Origin of the sequence: Bacteroides neonati (assembly GCF_000499785.1) — a bacterium.
Classification (GTDB): Bacteria; Bacteroidota; Bacteroidia; order Bacteroidales; family Bacteroidaceae; genus Bacteroides; species Bacteroides neonati.
Genome location: NZ_HG726019.1, coordinates 220,298 through 237,541 on the forward strand (window position 1 = coordinate 220,298; position 17,244 = coordinate 237,541).

General features: G+C 43.9%; 11 protein-coding genes. 1 reads left to right on the plus strand and 10 read right to left on the minus strand.

What is annotated here, in order from left to right; all coding sequences use genetic code 11:
• Positions 1 to 428: 428 nt before the first annotated feature.
• Positions 429 to 1,385, minus strand: a complete 957-nt coding sequence (locus TY03_RS00795; protein ID WP_042366466.1) for a calcium/sodium antiporter — start codon at positions 1,383 to 1,385, stop codon at positions 429 to 431.
• Positions 1,386 to 1,501: 116 nt separating this feature from the next.
• On the opposite strand from TY03_RS00795, the gene TY03_RS00800 reads away from it, so the two are divergent.
• On the plus strand, positions 1,502 to 3,343 hold the full coding sequence (locus TY03_RS00800; RefSeq protein WP_042366468.1) for a mechanosensitive ion channel family protein: 1,842 nt from the start codon (positions 1,502 to 1,504) through the stop codon (positions 3,341 to 3,343).
• Between the two features lie 66 nt (positions 3,344 to 3,409).
• Here TY03_RS00800 and TY03_RS00805 read toward each other — a convergent pair whose 3' ends face one another.
• The 9 genes from TY03_RS00805 to TY03_RS00845 form a co-directional block, all read right to left on the minus strand.
• Positions 3,410 to 4,342 (minus strand): metallophosphoesterase, encoded by a 933-nt coding sequence (locus tag TY03_RS00805; protein WP_042367234.1) that lies wholly within the window; start codon positions 4,340 to 4,342, stop codon positions 3,410 to 3,412.
• A 16-nt stretch (positions 4,343 to 4,358) separates the two neighbouring features.
• Positions 4,359 to 7,127 (minus strand): TonB-dependent receptor, encoded by a 2,769-nt coding sequence (locus tag TY03_RS00810; protein ID WP_042366470.1) that lies wholly within the window; start codon positions 7,125 to 7,127, stop codon positions 4,359 to 4,361.
• A 103-nt stretch (positions 7,128 to 7,230) separates the two neighbouring features.
• Positions 7,231 to 8,412: a class I SAM-dependent methyltransferase gene (locus tag TY03_RS00815; RefSeq protein ID WP_042366471.1), complete on the minus strand. Its 1,182-nt coding sequence runs from the start codon at positions 8,410 to 8,412 to the stop codon at positions 7,231 to 7,233.
• On the minus strand, positions 8,409 to 8,873 hold the full coding sequence (locus TY03_RS00820; RefSeq protein ID WP_042366472.1) for a hypothetical protein: 465 nt from the start codon (positions 8,871 to 8,873) through the stop codon (positions 8,409 to 8,411). The genes TY03_RS00815 and TY03_RS00820 overlap by 4 nt, the downstream gene beginning before the upstream one ends.
• Positions 8,874 to 8,897: 24 nt before the next feature.
• Entirely contained in the window at positions 8,898 to 9,530 is a 633-nt protein-coding gene (locus TY03_RS00825; protein WP_042366473.1) for an outer membrane beta-barrel protein, read from the minus strand.
• Between the two features lie 186 nt (positions 9,531 to 9,716).
• On the minus strand, positions 9,717 to 11,573 hold the full coding sequence (locus TY03_RS00830) for a RagB/SusD family nutrient uptake outer membrane protein (protein WP_042366474.1): 1,857 nt from the start codon (positions 11,571 to 11,573) through the stop codon (positions 9,717 to 9,719).
• 16 nt (positions 11,574 to 11,589) lie between these two features.
• Positions 11,590 to 15,030: a TonB-dependent receptor gene (locus TY03_RS00835; protein ID WP_042366475.1), complete on the minus strand. Its 3,441-nt coding sequence runs from the start codon at positions 15,028 to 15,030 to the stop codon at positions 11,590 to 11,592.
• A gap of 131 nt (positions 15,031 to 15,161) precedes the next feature.
• A complete protein-coding gene (locus TY03_RS00840; protein ID WP_042366476.1) occupies positions 15,162 to 16,343 on the minus strand; it encodes a FecR family protein in 1,182 nt (393 codons plus the stop codon).
• Positions 16,344 to 16,386: 43 nt separating this feature from the next.
• A complete protein-coding gene (locus TY03_RS00845) occupies positions 16,387 to 17,007 on the minus strand; it encodes an RNA polymerase sigma factor (RefSeq protein ID WP_042366478.1) in 621 nt (206 codons plus the stop codon).
• Between the last annotated feature and the right edge of the window lie 237 nt (positions 17,008 to 17,244).

Sequence of the window (17,244 nt, forward strand, 5' to 3'; positions counted from 1 at the left end):
ACCCCTGCAAATGTATTAATATCTTTTTAAATTTCAATAAAATAAGTCTTTTTTTTATTAAATCAGATTTTATTGTCATCAGCTTTTTATTATTCACATAAAGTTAATTAACTTGTTTAAATCTTAATAAAGTTAGCACTATAACGGATGGCCTCTTTAATAAGCCTAGGAGGCTCGTCTTTGCAAAAAGTTCGTTTGCTCTTTCTTTTCTTTAAGGGGTTATGATTAGCTTACATTCGGCACAAGGCTTCATAAAGTAAACTTGAGTTAGCGGTGTGTAAATCATCGGGGGGTAGTGGGTAGAGAGTGCCGGGATAATTGTATTCTCACCTAGGTGGGTAAACCTCCCCACCCGGGTGAGAACATCTCCCCACCTCGGTGAGAATGTCTCCCCACCTGGGTGGGGAAGCTATTTTTTCAGGGTCTTTTTAACTAATATAGATAAGTATTGCTGTATAGGCTACGTAACTTAGCACAAGTATGCTTCCTTCTATGCGGGTAATGGTACGTTTGGCAAAGAACAACCCGAATAACCAAAGCAGAATGCCGGCTGCAACAAGTGATAACAGATCAAAATTGGTGATCCCAGCCAAATAGAGTGGGGTAATAGAGGCACTGCATCCGAGCACGAAGAAGATGTTGAAGAGGTTGCTACCTATTACGTTGCCGATTGCTATTTCGGGGTTCTTCTTCAACGCAGCTACAATGGAGGTTGCCAATTCCGGAAGTGAAGTTCCGCCGGCAACTAATGTGAGTCCGATGATCGATTCGCTGATGCCCATATTGCGGGCAATGTTGGTGGCTCCTTGAATAAACCATTCTCCGCCGAAGATAAGCCCGGCCAAACCACCGACAATATATAGCGTTGCTTTCCACGTAGGGAGTTGGCGGATCTCCTCCTCTTCGCCTGTTGGGGTATTGTTTGAGGCCATAGAAAACGTATAGCCCAAAAAGATAAGGAAGAAACAGAGCAGCAAAAGCCCGTCTGTAGTGCTTAGCACGTTGACTTTGCCCCCATTTAAGAATACATCGTTGGCACAGATCAGTAGCACAATGGATGATAAGATACAGAGTGGGATCTCTTTTCGGAGCGTATTACGCGTAATAACGATAGGTGCCACCAAGGCCGTACATCCAACAATCATCAGTGTGTTGAAAAGATTACTCCCGACAACGTTTCCAATGGCTATATCGGCACTCCCTTTTAAGGCAGAAGAGATGCTGACCGTGAGCTCGGGTGCCGAAGTACCGAAAGCTACGATGGTAAGTCCGATGACCATCGGTGAGATGCGAAACCGCATGGCTACCGAAGCAGCACCATCTGTTAAACCGTTTGCGCCTAGTAGGATGAGGATAAGTCCTCCGATAAGAAGTAAGATGTCCATATTCTTTTAGTATTTTAGCGCAAAGATAATGATTCTGTTTGATGAAATATCAAAAACATTACGTATGTTTGAAGCGTTAATTTCAAATAAGAACTTATAACGTAATTCATTAAAAGATGAAAAGAGAGAGATTCTTATGCATAGCTTTGTTGCTGCTGCTTGTGGGAGGACACGCAAATGCCCAGTTAGAAAAAGCCGTGCAGCAATTCTTGAGGCCCGACTCCAGTACGAGTACCGTTCCACCGAAGGGCAACGACTCTGTCCGGTTGAAGCGAATGGCAGAAGCCCTTGACTCGGCCAGGCTTAGTGAAGCCACGCTAAGGATGGAAATGGAGTTATTGAAAATGAAAACCTATGGTGGCGATTCGGTGAAACATGCTTTGCAAAAGCAGCGCATTGACTCTCTCCGAAAGGTAACTCCGGGTGTACCGGTGGTTGTAGAAGGCGATACGCTCTTTTACCTATATGCCAAACGTGGCGGCTTGTCTCCGCAGGAACGTGCACAAATGACTACGTTGAAGATCGAGGAGTTGGGCAAAAAGTTTAATTTGCATCCCGATTCGGTGTACCTGGACAGCACAGACATCGTAACAGATGTAATGTATGGCAATAAAGTTATTATCTCTTTTACCGATCAGGATGGTTTATGGGCCAACTGTTCGCGCAGTGAGCTTGCCGCCAAAGAGCGACTGGTCATTGTTCAGAAGCTTCAGCAGCTACAAGAAACCCACGGGGCTTGGCAGATGGCCAAACGGATTCTTTATTTTATTCTGGTATTAGTAGGTCAGTATTTACTCTTCCGGGGGACAAACTGGCTTTATCGGAAGCTGAAACTGCGTATCAACAAGCTTAAGGATACCCGCTTAAAGGCCATCTCTATTCAAGATTATGAGTTGTTGGATACCCAAAAGCAAGTCAACCTATTGATATTCTTGGCCAATATCGGGCGATACATCGTTATGGGGCTCCAGTTATTGATTACCGTGCCGTTGCTCTTTGCTATATTCCCACAAACCAAATCATTGGCCTATACTATCTTTTCCTATATATGGAATCCAACTAAGAGTATTTTGTTGGGCATTGTGGAATATATACCCAATTTGTTCACCATCATTGTGATCTATTATGCAGTGAGGTATCTGGTCAGAGGCTTGCGGTATTTAGCCGCTGAGATAGAATCGGGTCGTTTAAAGATTCATGGTTTCTACCCCGACTGGGCTGTTCCGACTTATCACATCTGCCGTTTCATGCTCTATGCGTTTATGCTGGCAATGGTTTATCCCTATCTGCCCGGCTCTAAATCGGGAGTATTTCAGGGGATATCGGTCTTCGTCGGATTGATTATCTCGCTTGGGTCAAGTACGGTGATTGCAAATGTCATTGCCGGAATGGTTATCACCTATATGCGTGCTTTCAAGATTGGCGACCGTATTAAGCTCAATGAGACAACGGGCGATGTAGTTGAGAAGACTCCGTTGGTAACCCGCATACGTACACCCAAGAATGAATTGGTCACTATCCCGAACTCGTTTATCATGTCGTCGCATACGGTAAACTACAGTGCCTCGGCACGCGACTACGGGTTGATTATTCATTCGGAGGTTACCATCGGTTACGATGCACCGTGGCGCAAGGTGCATCAGTTGCTGATCGATGCCGCGCGGGCTACTCCCGGTGTGCAGGCTGCTCCCGAACCGTTTGTGCTCGAAACCTCGCTGAGCGACTTCTATCCCGTGTATCAAATCAATGCCTATGTGCTTGAGGTCGATAAGCTGATGCAGATTTATTCGGATCTGCACCAGAACATTCAAGATAAGTTCAACGAAGCCGGTGTCGAGATTATGTCGCCCCATTATATGGCCATGCGCGATGGTAATGAGACTACTATCCCGAAGAACGACGGTGCACCTCCCAAGACTACTCCCCCCAATCCGCAAACCCACGATGTAAACGGATAAAAAAAGGCCGCTGTCTCATCTCGAGATAGCGGCCTTACCGTAGTGTGTGTACTTTAATAGTAGAAGTTATTTCTTTCGATTTACCGTATAGAGTATATTACCCTTTTTATCGATCATGCGTAGGTTCAATTCTTTCTTGTCGGCCGAACAGACGGAGAATCCGGGTTCGGGGCTGCAAAACTGTGTGCCTTGGATGGCTTTGACCTTACGTGAGAGCGAAGCGGATGAGTTGACAATATAGTCAATCTTACTACCTGCTTGGCGAATATGCTGGAAATTGTGTATGTGTCCGCAAATGTACATATCTACGTTATGTTTCTTTAGCACCGGATCCAGGCGTGCTTGCAGATCGCTTCGTTCGCTGGCATCCTTCGGGGTTTCGGCATAGATGGGGTGATGGCCTACCACGATGACCCAATCCTCTTTGGCGGCTGCCAATACCGAGTCGGCCCAAGCCAACTGAAGGTTGATGTCCTGATGGCAAGCATCAGGGTAGGTTGTCGTATCGCTACGGTACTTGTCGATGAGTGGAGCCGTATCGAGCCATACAACGCGCACGGTGATGCCCTTCTCTTCGAAGGCACGGGTATAGTAACGGGCGGGCATCGTCCAGCGCCGACTCACGTTGGTGTAGTCGATTACGGCCTGTGTGTTTCCTCGATATTCGTGATTGCCCAATACGGGAAACCAGTCGATCATCAGTTCCGGGTGGCTATAAACAAGCTCGAAGTTGGTCATCCACAGCGGATCGTGAATGCTGCGCACTCCTTCGAAATGATGTACATCTCCTGCGGCTATGACGAATTCGGGTCCTATCTCTTCGCCCATTGTGCCCATGAGTTCGGCGATGGGCTTTTGGTCGTAGTAACCATTGCGTCCCAAGTCGTTGGCTATATAAAAGTTCAGTTTTTTGTCGAACGGCGTATAGTCTGTTATCTGAGCCGTAGCCAGTGTACTGAACGCGATGAGTGCGAGTAGGAGTAGGTTCTTGATTTTCATGTTCATTCTTGTTTTTTTAGAAGTTTATTTTGATACCTGCATTGACTTTGATACCGTAGTATTCGGCCTGCATGGTGCGGTCTTTGGTTCCCTGATAGTATCGGAGCGGTTGGTTCAGCAAGTTGTTGGCTTCGGCGTAGAAGGTTGTTTTCAACTTTTTGCCAAACGTATAGCTGGCATTGGCATCGAGATAGCCTACCGCATCGTAGTAGCGGTCGTAGAAAGCACTTTCGCCCATTTCGTCGACGAACGCCGATGCGTAGTTATAAGATAAACGCAGGCTCATGCCGCTCTTCTCGAAATACAGCGATGCGTTGGCGGTATGCTCGGGCGAGCCGGGAAGCTTTAATCCGCTTTCGTTTTCGCGTCCTTCGAAATTGAAGTTCTTCACACGGGTATGTGTATACGTATAGGTTCCGTAGAAACCGACATGCTTCATGGCAGGGGCGATGAATCCGAAATCGCGTTGATAGGCCATTTCGAGACCTATAAGGTTGGCATTGCCGGCGTTCTTAGGCTGAATCAGTCGGTTGTATGTAGTTCCGTTGAACTCGTAGTTGGTCGTCACCTCATTAACGATAAAATCGTTGATTTTCTTGTAGAATACTCCTGCGCTAACCAAACCGATGCTTTTGAAGTAGTAGTCGGCACTCAGGTCGATGTTGTACGACAAGGTTGGTTTCAGGCTGGAGTTACCAATGGTTATTTCCGAATCCGAACGTTTGATATTGATGCTGGGCACCAATGCCGAATATTTAGGTCGCGACAGTGTTTCGGTGTACGAAGCGCGCACTTTGAACTCCTCGCTCACATCCCATTTAAGCAATAAGGAAGGCAGGAAGTTGAGGTAATTATTCGTTTGGCGTTCGGTAGGCGTGGTCAGATCGGCCTCATCATCATAGGTGCGACCGGTGTATCTCAAATCGGTGTTCTCGGCACGAATACCTGCCACCATAGTGATCTTGTCTGTAAACCGCTGATCAAAGCGAACGTATCCGGAGGTTACCGTTTCGCGGGCTTCGAAGTTACCTGCCAATTCTTCTTGTACCTGCTCTTTCTCGAAAAGTGAGCCATTGTTCAGATCAAGCCCTCCAACGTATTCTTTGCTGGCAAATAGTCCGGTTTGGTACTTCTTGTTGGGCATAAACTTGTCTGTGCTCTGGTTGACCGTATTCTTCAAACTGTTTTCCATAAACACACCTTTATCAAGTGGGGTGTATTCGTAGAAGTCTACCTCTTTCTCTTTGCTCTTGCTTACTATTTTGGCACCAAAGCGCAGTTTGCTTCCATTCTTCAGGTTCGATTTGAAGTTGACTGAGAGTTTGAGATCTTTCTCCTGAATGTCCTGTTGTTGCTCTGTGAGCTCCTTTAATCCGAACTTATCATTCAATGTCATGGTGTAGCCCGACCGAGGTGTTGCGAAGGGTTGGCGAGGGTTGCTTATGTCGAGGTCGAACTGTTGTTTCTTTAGTTCAAAGTCAATGTAGCGTTCGTTGGGGCGGAACTCACTTGCCTGAGCATAACTGGCATTCCAGTCCATCTCGACAGACCCCAGAATATGTTCACCACCGAGTGTTACGTCCATGGTACGCTGACGCTCCAAGCGGGTATTGCGGTTATCCGGTGTACCGGCTTTGGTTTGCACACGCACGCTCGCCTGTCCGTCTTGCTTCAGGTCTTTGAGGGTAGTTCGGTAGCGGTTCTCCCAATCGTTGCGATTGTTGAAGATACCTTTGAGCATCAATTTATGGTTGGCGTTGATCTCCCAGTCGAGTGCTGCCGAGTAGCTCTGACGCTCGCGTGTAACGTAGTACTGGCGAATCTGATAATCGTTGACAAATGCTTTTTCGTCTGTTCCCTCTTTCCAGGTAAACTCCGTGTTGTATGATCCCGAAGGGGCGTTTTGATACGATGCCGATAACATGACACCCAGCTTCTTGTTGAAAAAGCGATCACCGTAAGTCAGCCCAAGATTGAGTTGCGCCTTGTCGCTGATCCAGTTATACCCGCTACCTGCCGTGGCAGTGATGGTACGTTTGTAAGGTGAGTTTTTGGTAACCAGGTTGATCGATCCGCCAATAGCGTCTCCATCCATATCCGATGTAACGACTTTGCTTACTTCGATGGTTTGAATCATGTCGGCGGGTATGAGGTCGAGTTGCACATTGCGTGTATCCCCTTCGGCCGAAGGCATACGGTTGCCGTTGATGGTCACCGAGCTAAGATCGGCCGATGTGCCGCGTACCTGTCCGAAGCGCGCTTCGCCTTGATCGTACTGCACGTTGATACCCGAGATACGCTTTAGGGCGTCTCCGATATTGGCATCGGGAAACTTGCCGACCTGATCGGCCGATACTACGTTCTTAATGCCTTGACTGTTCTTTTGTGCGTTGATGGCGCGGCGTTGCCCTTGAAAAGCTCCGCCGACAACGATCTCTTGCAGTTCTACACCCTCGCTCAAGACTACATCTTTCTCCAGCGTTTTGCCTGCCGGAACTGTGATCTTCATCTCTATGGGTGTGTATCCTACGTAGCTAACTTTTACAGTATAAGTGCCGGGAGTGAGGTTGGAGAAGGTGTAAAACCCATTAACATCGCTGGTTACTCCGGTACGTATCTTCTCGATATACAAGGTTGCTCCGGGCAATGTTTGTTTGCCTGTGTCGATGATTCGCCCTTTGATGGTGCCTTGTTTGATTGAGCTTTCGTATTCATCGGCCCAAAGGTTGCCCCCTAAAATACATAGTAAAAGAAAAAATGAGATAATTTTGCCTACTTGTTTCATTATTGTCATCATACGTTAATAATACGCTGCAAAAGTACGGTAGGTTCGTTTCGTATCTTTTACATCGGTTTGAACGCTGAGTGACAATAAGGTTTCGTTCGTGTTACAGTTTTTCGCCGCGTATCAGTACTTTCTGTTCATTGGCAAGGGTGGTGGCAAAGAGGTAAATGTCTCCTCCATCCGAAAGTTTGGTACGTTTGCGCAGTTCGGCCACCGTAGCCGGAAAGTTACGTACTGTAATGTTTGCTTTCGTTGCACCTTGCATCAACTCCTTGAGTTCCTTTTTGTTGAGCGAGCCGGTAGCGGTAATGCGAAACGAGCGGCCGGGAAAATCCGCTATCCATTCGTTCGATGTATATAGGTGGCTATTGGGGTGCAACTTCTTCAACTTATATATAGAAGCAATCTTTCGGAAAGCTCCCGCCTTAAGTATGGAGGCGTTGGGCTCGTACAAATAAGTTTCCGGTTGCTCGGCATAGGTGCAGTGAGCTGCCTGTTCGGCTTCGCGTGTGAAGGAGAACGTCTGTGCCCCTTTGGCGGTTAAGTTAACACAATGAATTGTTACCTCCCTCACAGGCTGCTTGGCCGCCATCAGCAACAACTCTTTGCATTCATTGTTGACCGAAAGAATGTGTGCCTCGTATGCATAAGGCATATCCCGCAGTGCCAGTGTGAGGTCGAGCATGGGCGAGAGCTTAATCATCACCCGCCCGGCTTTGTTGGTGAGTACAGGTGCCAGCGCAGCTACGTCCGGTTCGCAGTCTGATATGGCAACCGTCTTACCACCCTGTTCGTTTCTGCGTGCAGGGTCGATGAATATCATATCGACCGGTTGCATACGCCATAGGTAAGCCACTCCGTCGTCGTTGTGCACCTCGATATGGTTGAGGCTCAACAACGGGAAGTTATGGCTTGCTAGCATACATAGCTCTTCTTGCCGCTCTACGTAAACAGCCTTGGCAAACTTCTTGGCAAGAAACGCACAGTCAATCCCGAATCCTCCGGTGAGGTCGGTAAAGCTATCGCCCGCTGCCAATGCAGCCTTATAGCTTGCAGTTGCCTCCGACGAGCATTGCTCTAACGAGAGATGTCGCGGATAGAGTAGCCCTTCTACTACACTCCACGAAGGTACTTTATCGGCAAGCACTTTTCGTCCGGCTATCTGTCTGATAGCGAGTTCCATGTTCACCTGCGGATATTTTTTCGCTTGTAGAGCCAGTGTACGTACATCGTCATCACTGTGCGTGCGGATGAAGTCGAGTGTAGCCGAAGATATGTTCATCATGGTTGTGGTTCCGGTTTAATTTCCAGATAGTGTACGTCGAACCGCCCTTTGCTGGTTTGTCCTCCTTCGAAAGTACCGCTGATGATTCTCCTTTTTTTATCCAGATGGGTGATGGTAACGTTGCCGTCTTCCAGAGGCTCAAACCCGAAGGAGGCATCTGTATAGGTTGTTGTTTTTCCTACCTGTGGTGAGTGGATGGTGAACCTGATCGGCTTCAACATCTTTACGTAGACATATACGTTAACTATATCTTTGGCCGGATAGTACTCAAAGCGGATTGAGCTCGTAGCCGGAGGAGCTCCGTAGCGTCCGCCCACATAGAGCCATCCGTCTATCAAACAACCGAATGTATCGGCACCTGTGGTTGTTGCTTCGGGCATCACCGTGGTGTCTACCGTTGTGTCTTCACTCTCGCAGCCGATACAAAGCAAGAGCATTAGTACGAATATGTATTTTTTCATCTTTGTTTATGGATTGAGTGTTAGTTAAAAAGAGTAGGTTATTCCTGCCGAAATACTCAGTCGGCTTCCCGATAAAGACTCGCCATTGGGAAAGGTCACTTTGATGGTTTCGTCGTGATAACGTACGTCCATTTGTCCGAACTTAGCGATCAGATACTGAATGTCTGCCCCAATGCCCCAGTTGCTGTTTAGCTTATAGTTGAAGTTGAGCCCCAGATTCCCTGCCAGATTGGAGGTGGTCACTGTTCTGCTGTTTGAGAACACCTCTCCGTTGTTGCGATAAAACATCCAGCCGAGTCCGGCATTGAATCGCAAGTCGACAGCGTTGTTGTTTATGATGTAGAGACCTGCCTGCGGAGAGATGAAATGTGTGTACACATGATCGGCTCCCTCTTCGTGTCGTGCTTGGGCGGAATACCCCGAATAGAGTAAGCCGAAGCCCAGGTGTTTGAACGGTATCACGTAGTATTGAGCATCCCAGTTCACCCCTTTGCAGAGTTTATCCTGGTAACTGTTATCGCGGATGGTTAATCCGCTGGTACCCTCCAGCATATTGCCGTAGCCTACATGAAAGGCAAATGATTGTCTGCCATTCTGAGCCGATGTCCACGCAGAATAAACGATGAACATAAGTAGAAGTGTGATGTTTCTTTTCATTGATTTAATATTTCAGGTGATCTTTTTTGTCGGTTTCCGTTGCTGTTCATATTGCAAAGAAACAAAAAAGAAACTTCTTTTGAAAGTTTCTTTTTGAATTATCTGATACAAAAAATCATATTCCTATGATAGGGAGTCAATGGAAAGCGACATTCAAGCTTTCCATTGACTTTCTCTTTTATCTTATTACCATAGTGGGTTTTGTATCAATTGCTTGCTGATTTGTACCTGGGATAGTGGAATAGGATATAAATACATTCTTCGTTCGAAAATTCGTTTCTCGATGGAGGTACGTTTATAAAAGTCATACTTATTGCCTTTTTCTCCAAACATATTCATGCCATGAAACTCTCCTCCCTGTCTGGATTCCTCTTTTTCTGCTATCATCCAACGACGTACATCAAAATAACGCTGACCTTCCGTACAAAGCTCTAACCGTCGTTCGCGTTGTATGGCTTCGCGCTGTGCTGCTTGATTTCCTTTTATTTCGGGTTTTATATCAGCTAACTTTGGAATACCTGCACGTTCTCGAATTTTGTCTATATACTCTATGATCAGAGTATTGGACGGATCTACTTCGTTCATTGCTTCTGCATATAATAAATAAAAATCGGCTAAACGGAAAATAAAAGAAGGTCGGTAATGCTCTTTAGGATAAGAGCCTTGATTATATACTTTGCGGCTCTCTCTCTTGAATAAAAGATATCCACATGCTGGAAAATTGGATGTTTTGTCGGCACCATTGTGTGATCCGTAGTAGAAATAAATGGGTGTATTCTTCACTTGCCATTTGCGGCCTTGATAAAAAACTGTTTGATAAAAGCGTGGCTCCCTATTTATCCACTGATTGTAAATTTCTTGTCCATCAACACTTGTAAATCCATTGTCATTTGGATTATATAAATTGGATTCTTCTATAGGCAGACCGTCTTTCATCAGAAAATCATCTACTAACTCTTGTGTAATAGAAGCTGTTTGATTTCCTTTCTGCTCTGAAAAGGGTGTACAGTATTTGTCGTATCCGTGGCTGTCTTGAATCTTAGCGAAAAAGGTTTTGGATGAGGCCCATATTATTTCATTATTGTATGACATGAACATTTCATACAATGATTTATCTGCGTCATATTGGTTATTGCTATAGGCTTTATAGAGTTCATATTTTCCCTCCGAGAATTTGATGAAATTTTGAATCGCATCTAATGCTACTGTCCATTTTTTAGGGTCTGAGTCAGGAAAGATACGTTTCCCGTCTGGGTTTGTAAGCGCCAATGCTTCTGTATAACCTCCATTATACAGTGGACTTGCAACTAATATACGGGTTTTGGCTATTACTGCCAATGCCGCACCTTTAGTAGGAAGTGCCAAACGTTCTTGCTGGGTTTCTATTTCACTTAACCCACCTTCTTCTGCGATTAAATCCGCCATTTCTTTACATATATACTGAGCAACCTCGTCGATGCTATTGCGTGGTAGATCCAAATCATCTTGATAAGGGTCTAAAATTCCATCGACTAATGGAACGGGTCCATAAAGTTCTAATAGCAGATAATAATAGTAAGCCCGTAAAAAACGCGCTTGCGCGGTTAGCTCCTTTAATTCAGCTTCGTCTAAATAGTCGAGTTGTGTTCCTGCCATTGGAATAGCGTGAGCATCTTTCAGAAAAATATTCGCTTGTCGGATAAGCTTATATAATATTCCCCATCGATGAAAAACTCCGCTACCTGCATGATATCCTCCTGTAAGTGCATAATATGACTCATTCATTGTGCCAAAGGTTATCTCATCAGATAAAGATGTCCATGGGTTGCCTAACCCATTTTCCGAAGTTGATATGTCTTTTACACGTATATTCGAGTAATCGGGTATGCCTGTAAATATATTCCGATGCCATTGCCTGGTCTTTTGGGGATCGTTGAAAACTTGTTCTTTGGTCAACTGTCCGGCCAATTCATCCGACACATCCAAAAAGGTGCATCCGCAGAATAAATATGATAAAAGCAATGTGAATATGATGCTTTTTATTGTAAACCTTATTTTTTTCATGTGTTTTGCATTTATATTAAAAAGTGATTTCTACTCCTAATGAGAAAGTACGAGGCAACGGGTATGACATACCATCATTTTTGTTACCCATCTCCGGGTCCCAGAGTTTTATCTTGTCCCATACGGCTATGTTATAGCCCATCAAATAAACTCGTGCAGCTTGCATATGCATTTTCTGTGCGGTTCGTTTATTGAAGCTATATCCCAGTTCAATGTTTTTCAAGCGTAAAAAGCTTGCATCGCGCATCCACCAGGTACTTGAGGCACGATTGTTAAAATTGGAAGAAGAGTGTAGACGAGGGAACATAACATTTTGACTTGGATTATCTTCAGTCCATCGATCCATTGCTTGTATACGTGTACCTGATGTTCTATCTGCCCACGCGAATGGGTGGAAACCCGGCCCATTAGCGATACCCATAATAGTAGATGTTTTTCCTACTCCTTGGAAGAAGATACTGGCATAAAGCCCCTTGTAGTCTACGTTTAATCCGAAGCCGTAAACCAACTCCGGTACACTTGGATTACCTACATCTCTTATTTGGTCAAAGCTATCTATGATGCCATCATTGTTTTGGTCTACAAACTTGATATCACCCGGAGCAATACTTCCTAATGTAGAATTGGGTACTCCCGGTTTCACTTCATATTTTTTTGTTCCATCCTGATTTTCGGTAATAATGAAATCATCATGGGTATATAATCCGTCGGAAATGTATACGTTCCAAGAGTTCAATCGCGTACCGGTTGTATTCATCCAGTCATATTTCTGTGGAACTTCATCATACTCTAATATTTTGTTTCGGGCAAATGTAACGTTTCCGCGGAAGGTAAGACGAAAATCTCCCAGTTTCTCTGTTACAATGAGACTTCCATCCATACCCTGATTGGATACTTTTCCATAGTTTTGCCAAGGGTTTTCCCGGAAACCTGAGAGGGTGGGTATGGTATTTCTCTTTAGCAAGATATCGGTTCGCATATTATTAAAATAGTCTATCTGTATATCTACTTTGTTATTGAACAATCCGACGTCAAGACCCAAGTTGCGTTTATTCTCTATTTCCCATCCCAGATTTTGAGCAGCGAATCGATCTTCTATAATACCATTACCTACACCGTTCAATCCACCGTCTGTACCAATACCTATATTGTACCCGCCTGCATTTGTTTTTAGTATTTCGCGATATAAGAAGCGGCTACCACCGGTATTATCATTACCTGTTCGTCCTATGGATGCGCGAATTTTAATTTTATTCACGACATTGGTAAAACTACTCGGCATAAATGGTTCGTTGGTTAAGAGATAGGCAACACCTACCGCAGGGAAAAGACCAAATCGGTGATCTTTGGAGAATGTTTCGCTACCGGTATAGCCGAAACTACCTTCAATAAAATAGCGTTCGTTATACGAATAAGAGGCACGCCCCACTATACTCTGTTTGCGATACGACAAGGCATCATCGTGATATTGCTGCTCTTTCTGCATATATAGCAACATTCCACTTACTTGGTGCTTGTCTGCGAACAAACGGTTATAACTTAATTGAGTTTCAACGTATATTTTCTTATCTCCACTATTCTTTTCTGCCGGATCGCCCAAAGAGTCATTTCCTTTGACTACTTGATTGAAGATTAGTTTTCCATTCTCATCTCTTCCCGTGGCGTTAAATTGGGTGGGTGTTTTTAGGCGTGTCATATCGTAGAGAGAATAGGAGTCGAAGCTGATACGTCCCATCCAAGTAAGTCCTTTGGTTACAAAATCTAGTTTTTGTTGCAATTTTACCGTAGACTGAATGCTTGTTTTCCATGACTTGGTATATCCCGAATTCATAAGTAAGTTGTAGGGATTTAATATGTTGCCGGTTGGTTCTGATGGGCTTGCGATCGTTCCATCTGAATAGACCATTGGAGTTAAATGGGGAGGAGTCAATGAAATTTTAGTGAAAATCTCATTTGAGCTTTTCCCTGGGTTATTCGTTTGAGAGTATTGTCCGCTTAAGTCTACACTCAATAAGGTGGATGATGTGATATCAATATCGATATTGCTACGCAAGTTGTAGCGAGTCACTCCAATGTTTGTATCATAGTCTTCTAGGTTATTGTTTTTAAAGATACCTGTTTCGTGGAAATAAGCTCCAGATACAAAATAACGTGCTTTTGCCGACCCTCCTTGCACATTTAGTGTATACCTTTGGTTATAAGTCTGATTCTTTAGCATATCAAACCAGTTTGTATCCGGATACAAGTCTCGATCCTCTCCCTGTGCATATTTAGCAATAAGTTCTTCGCTGTAATAAGGAGCAAGTCCATCGTTAACACGGGCTTCATTAAACAATGTCATATGATCGACCGATCCTAACATTTGGGGTAAGCGTGTAGGCGAAGCCATTCCAACCTCTCCTCTGAAACTAATTTTTGCTTTCTCGGTTTTACCTCGTTTTGAAGTAATCAATATGACTCCATTGGCTCCTTCCGCTCCATATACGGCGGTAGCTGCTGCATCTTTAAGTACGGTAAAAGTTTCGATCTCATCCGGCTCAATATCTTGCATTGCCCGAGGGGCACCATCTACTAATACCAGAGGTGAGGTTCCTCCTGCGAATGAGCTTGTACCTCGTATCCAGAACTCAGCATTGTCGTTGCCCGGCTCCCCATTGCGTTGAATGGCAATAATACCGGCTAGCTGGCCGGCTAAGTTGTTAGTCAGATTTCGGGTCGGTGCTTTGATTTCTTTAGCAGTCACTGAATTGACAGAGCTAACAACTCCACTTTTCTTCTGTTGGCCATAACCAATAACGACAACTTCATCCAATGTCTTGGAGTCTTCACTTAACATAACATTAATATTGCGCCGGTCTTTTACTTTAATTTCTTCTGTGTTGTAACCTAGATATGATATCAGTAAGACCGATTCTTCCGAGGGCACGTATATTTCATATCGTCCCTCTATGTTTGTAATACCTCCAATGCCGGCACTGCCTTTGACTGATACATTGGCTCCGATAATTGACTCTCCTTTTCCATCGGTAACGACACCTGTGACTTTTATCTTACTCTTTTGTTGATTTTTATCTGCTGGTAAGTGATCTTTCTCTTTCTTATAAATGTTGATTTGTCGATCTTTGATTGAATAGCTGTTTTCCGTATTTTTGAAAACCTGTTCCAAAACCTTTTCAACCGATTGGTGGATTACATTGACTGAAACTTTACGATTAAGGTCGACGGCTCCGTCTCTATAAAAAATAATAAACTCACTTGTTTTTTCAATTTCATCGAAAATTTGTCGAACAGTTTTCTCTGCAGCCTGAATATTAAAAACCTTTTTCTTGCTGTAACTGTTTGTTGCTAAGGTTATATTACTTATCGATAAAAATAAAAGAAGTAAAAAAATACTTTTAAAAGATAATAAGGTTCTACCTTTAATCTTATTCAGATTAAAAAATGATTGGTTTTTCATACATTTGTACAAATTTGATTAAAACGTTGTTTTTTGAAAATTGTGTTTACGGGTTGGATGATATGTCGGTATTGTCCAACCTGTTTTTCTTGTCATTTAAGGTCCCTGTTTCATTTGATTGTTGTTAGAGGTTATTTAATAAAGAAAGTTCCATCTTCTGTTTTTTCAATTTCAGCCGGTATGGTTTCTGCCAGTGTTTCCAATACTTCTTCCAGGCTATCCCGCAGATTCAGTTTTCCGCTACACGTTATGTCTTTCAGGCGTGGAGATATGGTGATGTCGCGTTTATAGTATTGGGATAGTTTGGTTGCAACGTTTGATACGCTTTCTTTCTCGAAGATACAATAACCGTTTATCCAACTGATATAATTGGCTACATTGACCGTTCGAACTTGTAACTCCTTCTCGCTGTATGCCAGCATTTCATTCGGTTTTAGTTTTCTTGTGGAGTGATGGCGGGTATCTACCTCTACCGCTCCACTTACCAATACCACATTTTGATTTTCGGTATAAGCATTGATGTTGAATTTGGTTCCCAGTACCCTTACGTCTAATTGAGTGGTTTTTACGATGAAGGGTCTGCTCTTATCGGGCGATACCTCCAGATACACTTCTCCTTCCACATAGATTTCGCGTCTTTTGGTTGTAAACTCCACGGGGTATACGACGCGGGTGTTGGCATTTACACATACTTTGGTGCCATCGCTAAAGGTGATGGAAGAGCGCTTACCTGCCGGAACGATTAGTTGGTTGTATGCTTCTTCTGTACCTTTGCTCTCGTTTATCTGTATGGTTTGCGAGTTTATATCGACTTTTCCTTTTTGGTAGAGTAGTTTACTGTCTTCTCCATCTATGGTTAGCTTTTTCGTATCCGATAAAATCAGTTGCACTTCATCTGTTGGCTGCGCGTCTGGTCTTTTTACCAAGGCGATTCCTGCATACTCCTCTTCCGGCATATTCATCAGTGCCATCCATCCACCTACAAAAAGAATGATGATACAGGCCACCGCAGCTACCCATCGGCGTAGCAACAGGTAAGGGCTTTTTCTTTTCTCCTTGGCGATGGTGCGGCTTTTAATCTGTTCCCAAAGCTCGGCTACTTCCGGCTCTGAAATACGTTTGCCGGAACTATGCGCTACAATATGTAACAATGCACGTGCCAACTGCATTTCGCTAGCTAGTACCTTGTGCTCTGCTTCAAGCCGGCTCCAAAAGAGTTGGCTTTCGGGGGTAGGATGATGTTCTGACTCTAAGAAATAATCATCATTTAAGAGGTCTGTTGCCGTATATGTGATATAGTCTGTCTTCTCCATTTCTATGCCTTATTTATCTCAAAGACAAATGAACTTTTATTTTCTACTCATAGAAAATGAAATTTTTTAGGCATAACGTGTTTATTTGGATAAAGAAGAGCACAGATAAACCTGACGACTCGCGCAACTTGATCAAAGAACGCTGAAACAAATTGTAGGCAGATTGGTAATTGAGATCCATCAGACGGCATATTTCATCGTATTGCAAGTCTTCATAGAATCGGTAATAGATAATTTCGCGTTGCCGGGGCGAAAGCGTATTTAGTAGATGAGCAATGGTTTGACTTTGTGAGGATTCCTCTTCGTCTGCAATGAATTGCTCCTCGACCGATAGGTCGAAGTCAAAGGCAGTATTGCTTATATACGTATCGTGCAGACGGTTTCTGTTGAGTGTGTTAAATAAAGCATTTCTTAAAGCCGACATCAGATAGAGTTTCGGGTTGTCGGGTACTGTTAGCTTCTCTCTATTTTGATAAATGTTAACAAAGAGGTTCTGAATGCAGTCTTTCACCACTTCCGAATCGGCACAGAAACGACACCCGTATTGATAAAGTTGATGAATATATCGGTTGTATATCCATGTATAAGCCTCATTGCTGCCCTCTGTCAGTAGTTTCCATTGGGCGAGACTTTCACTCGTATCAGATTGGCCATTCTTTTTCATTAACGATTCCGTGTTTCTCTATTATAATCATTTTGGCAAGCCTTTCACTTCGGTGATTCTGCTTGGTGAGGCCTATTTATAGACTAAACCATTGTTTTAAAAAGGATTGTAAGGCGTCTTTTTATTTTATGATTGCTGCAAAGATAGATATTATTTTATTATAGACAAGGAAATGCCGAATATATTCGGAGTGAAATATGAAAAGCTATCCCGAACTTTGAGCAATTAAAGAAAATA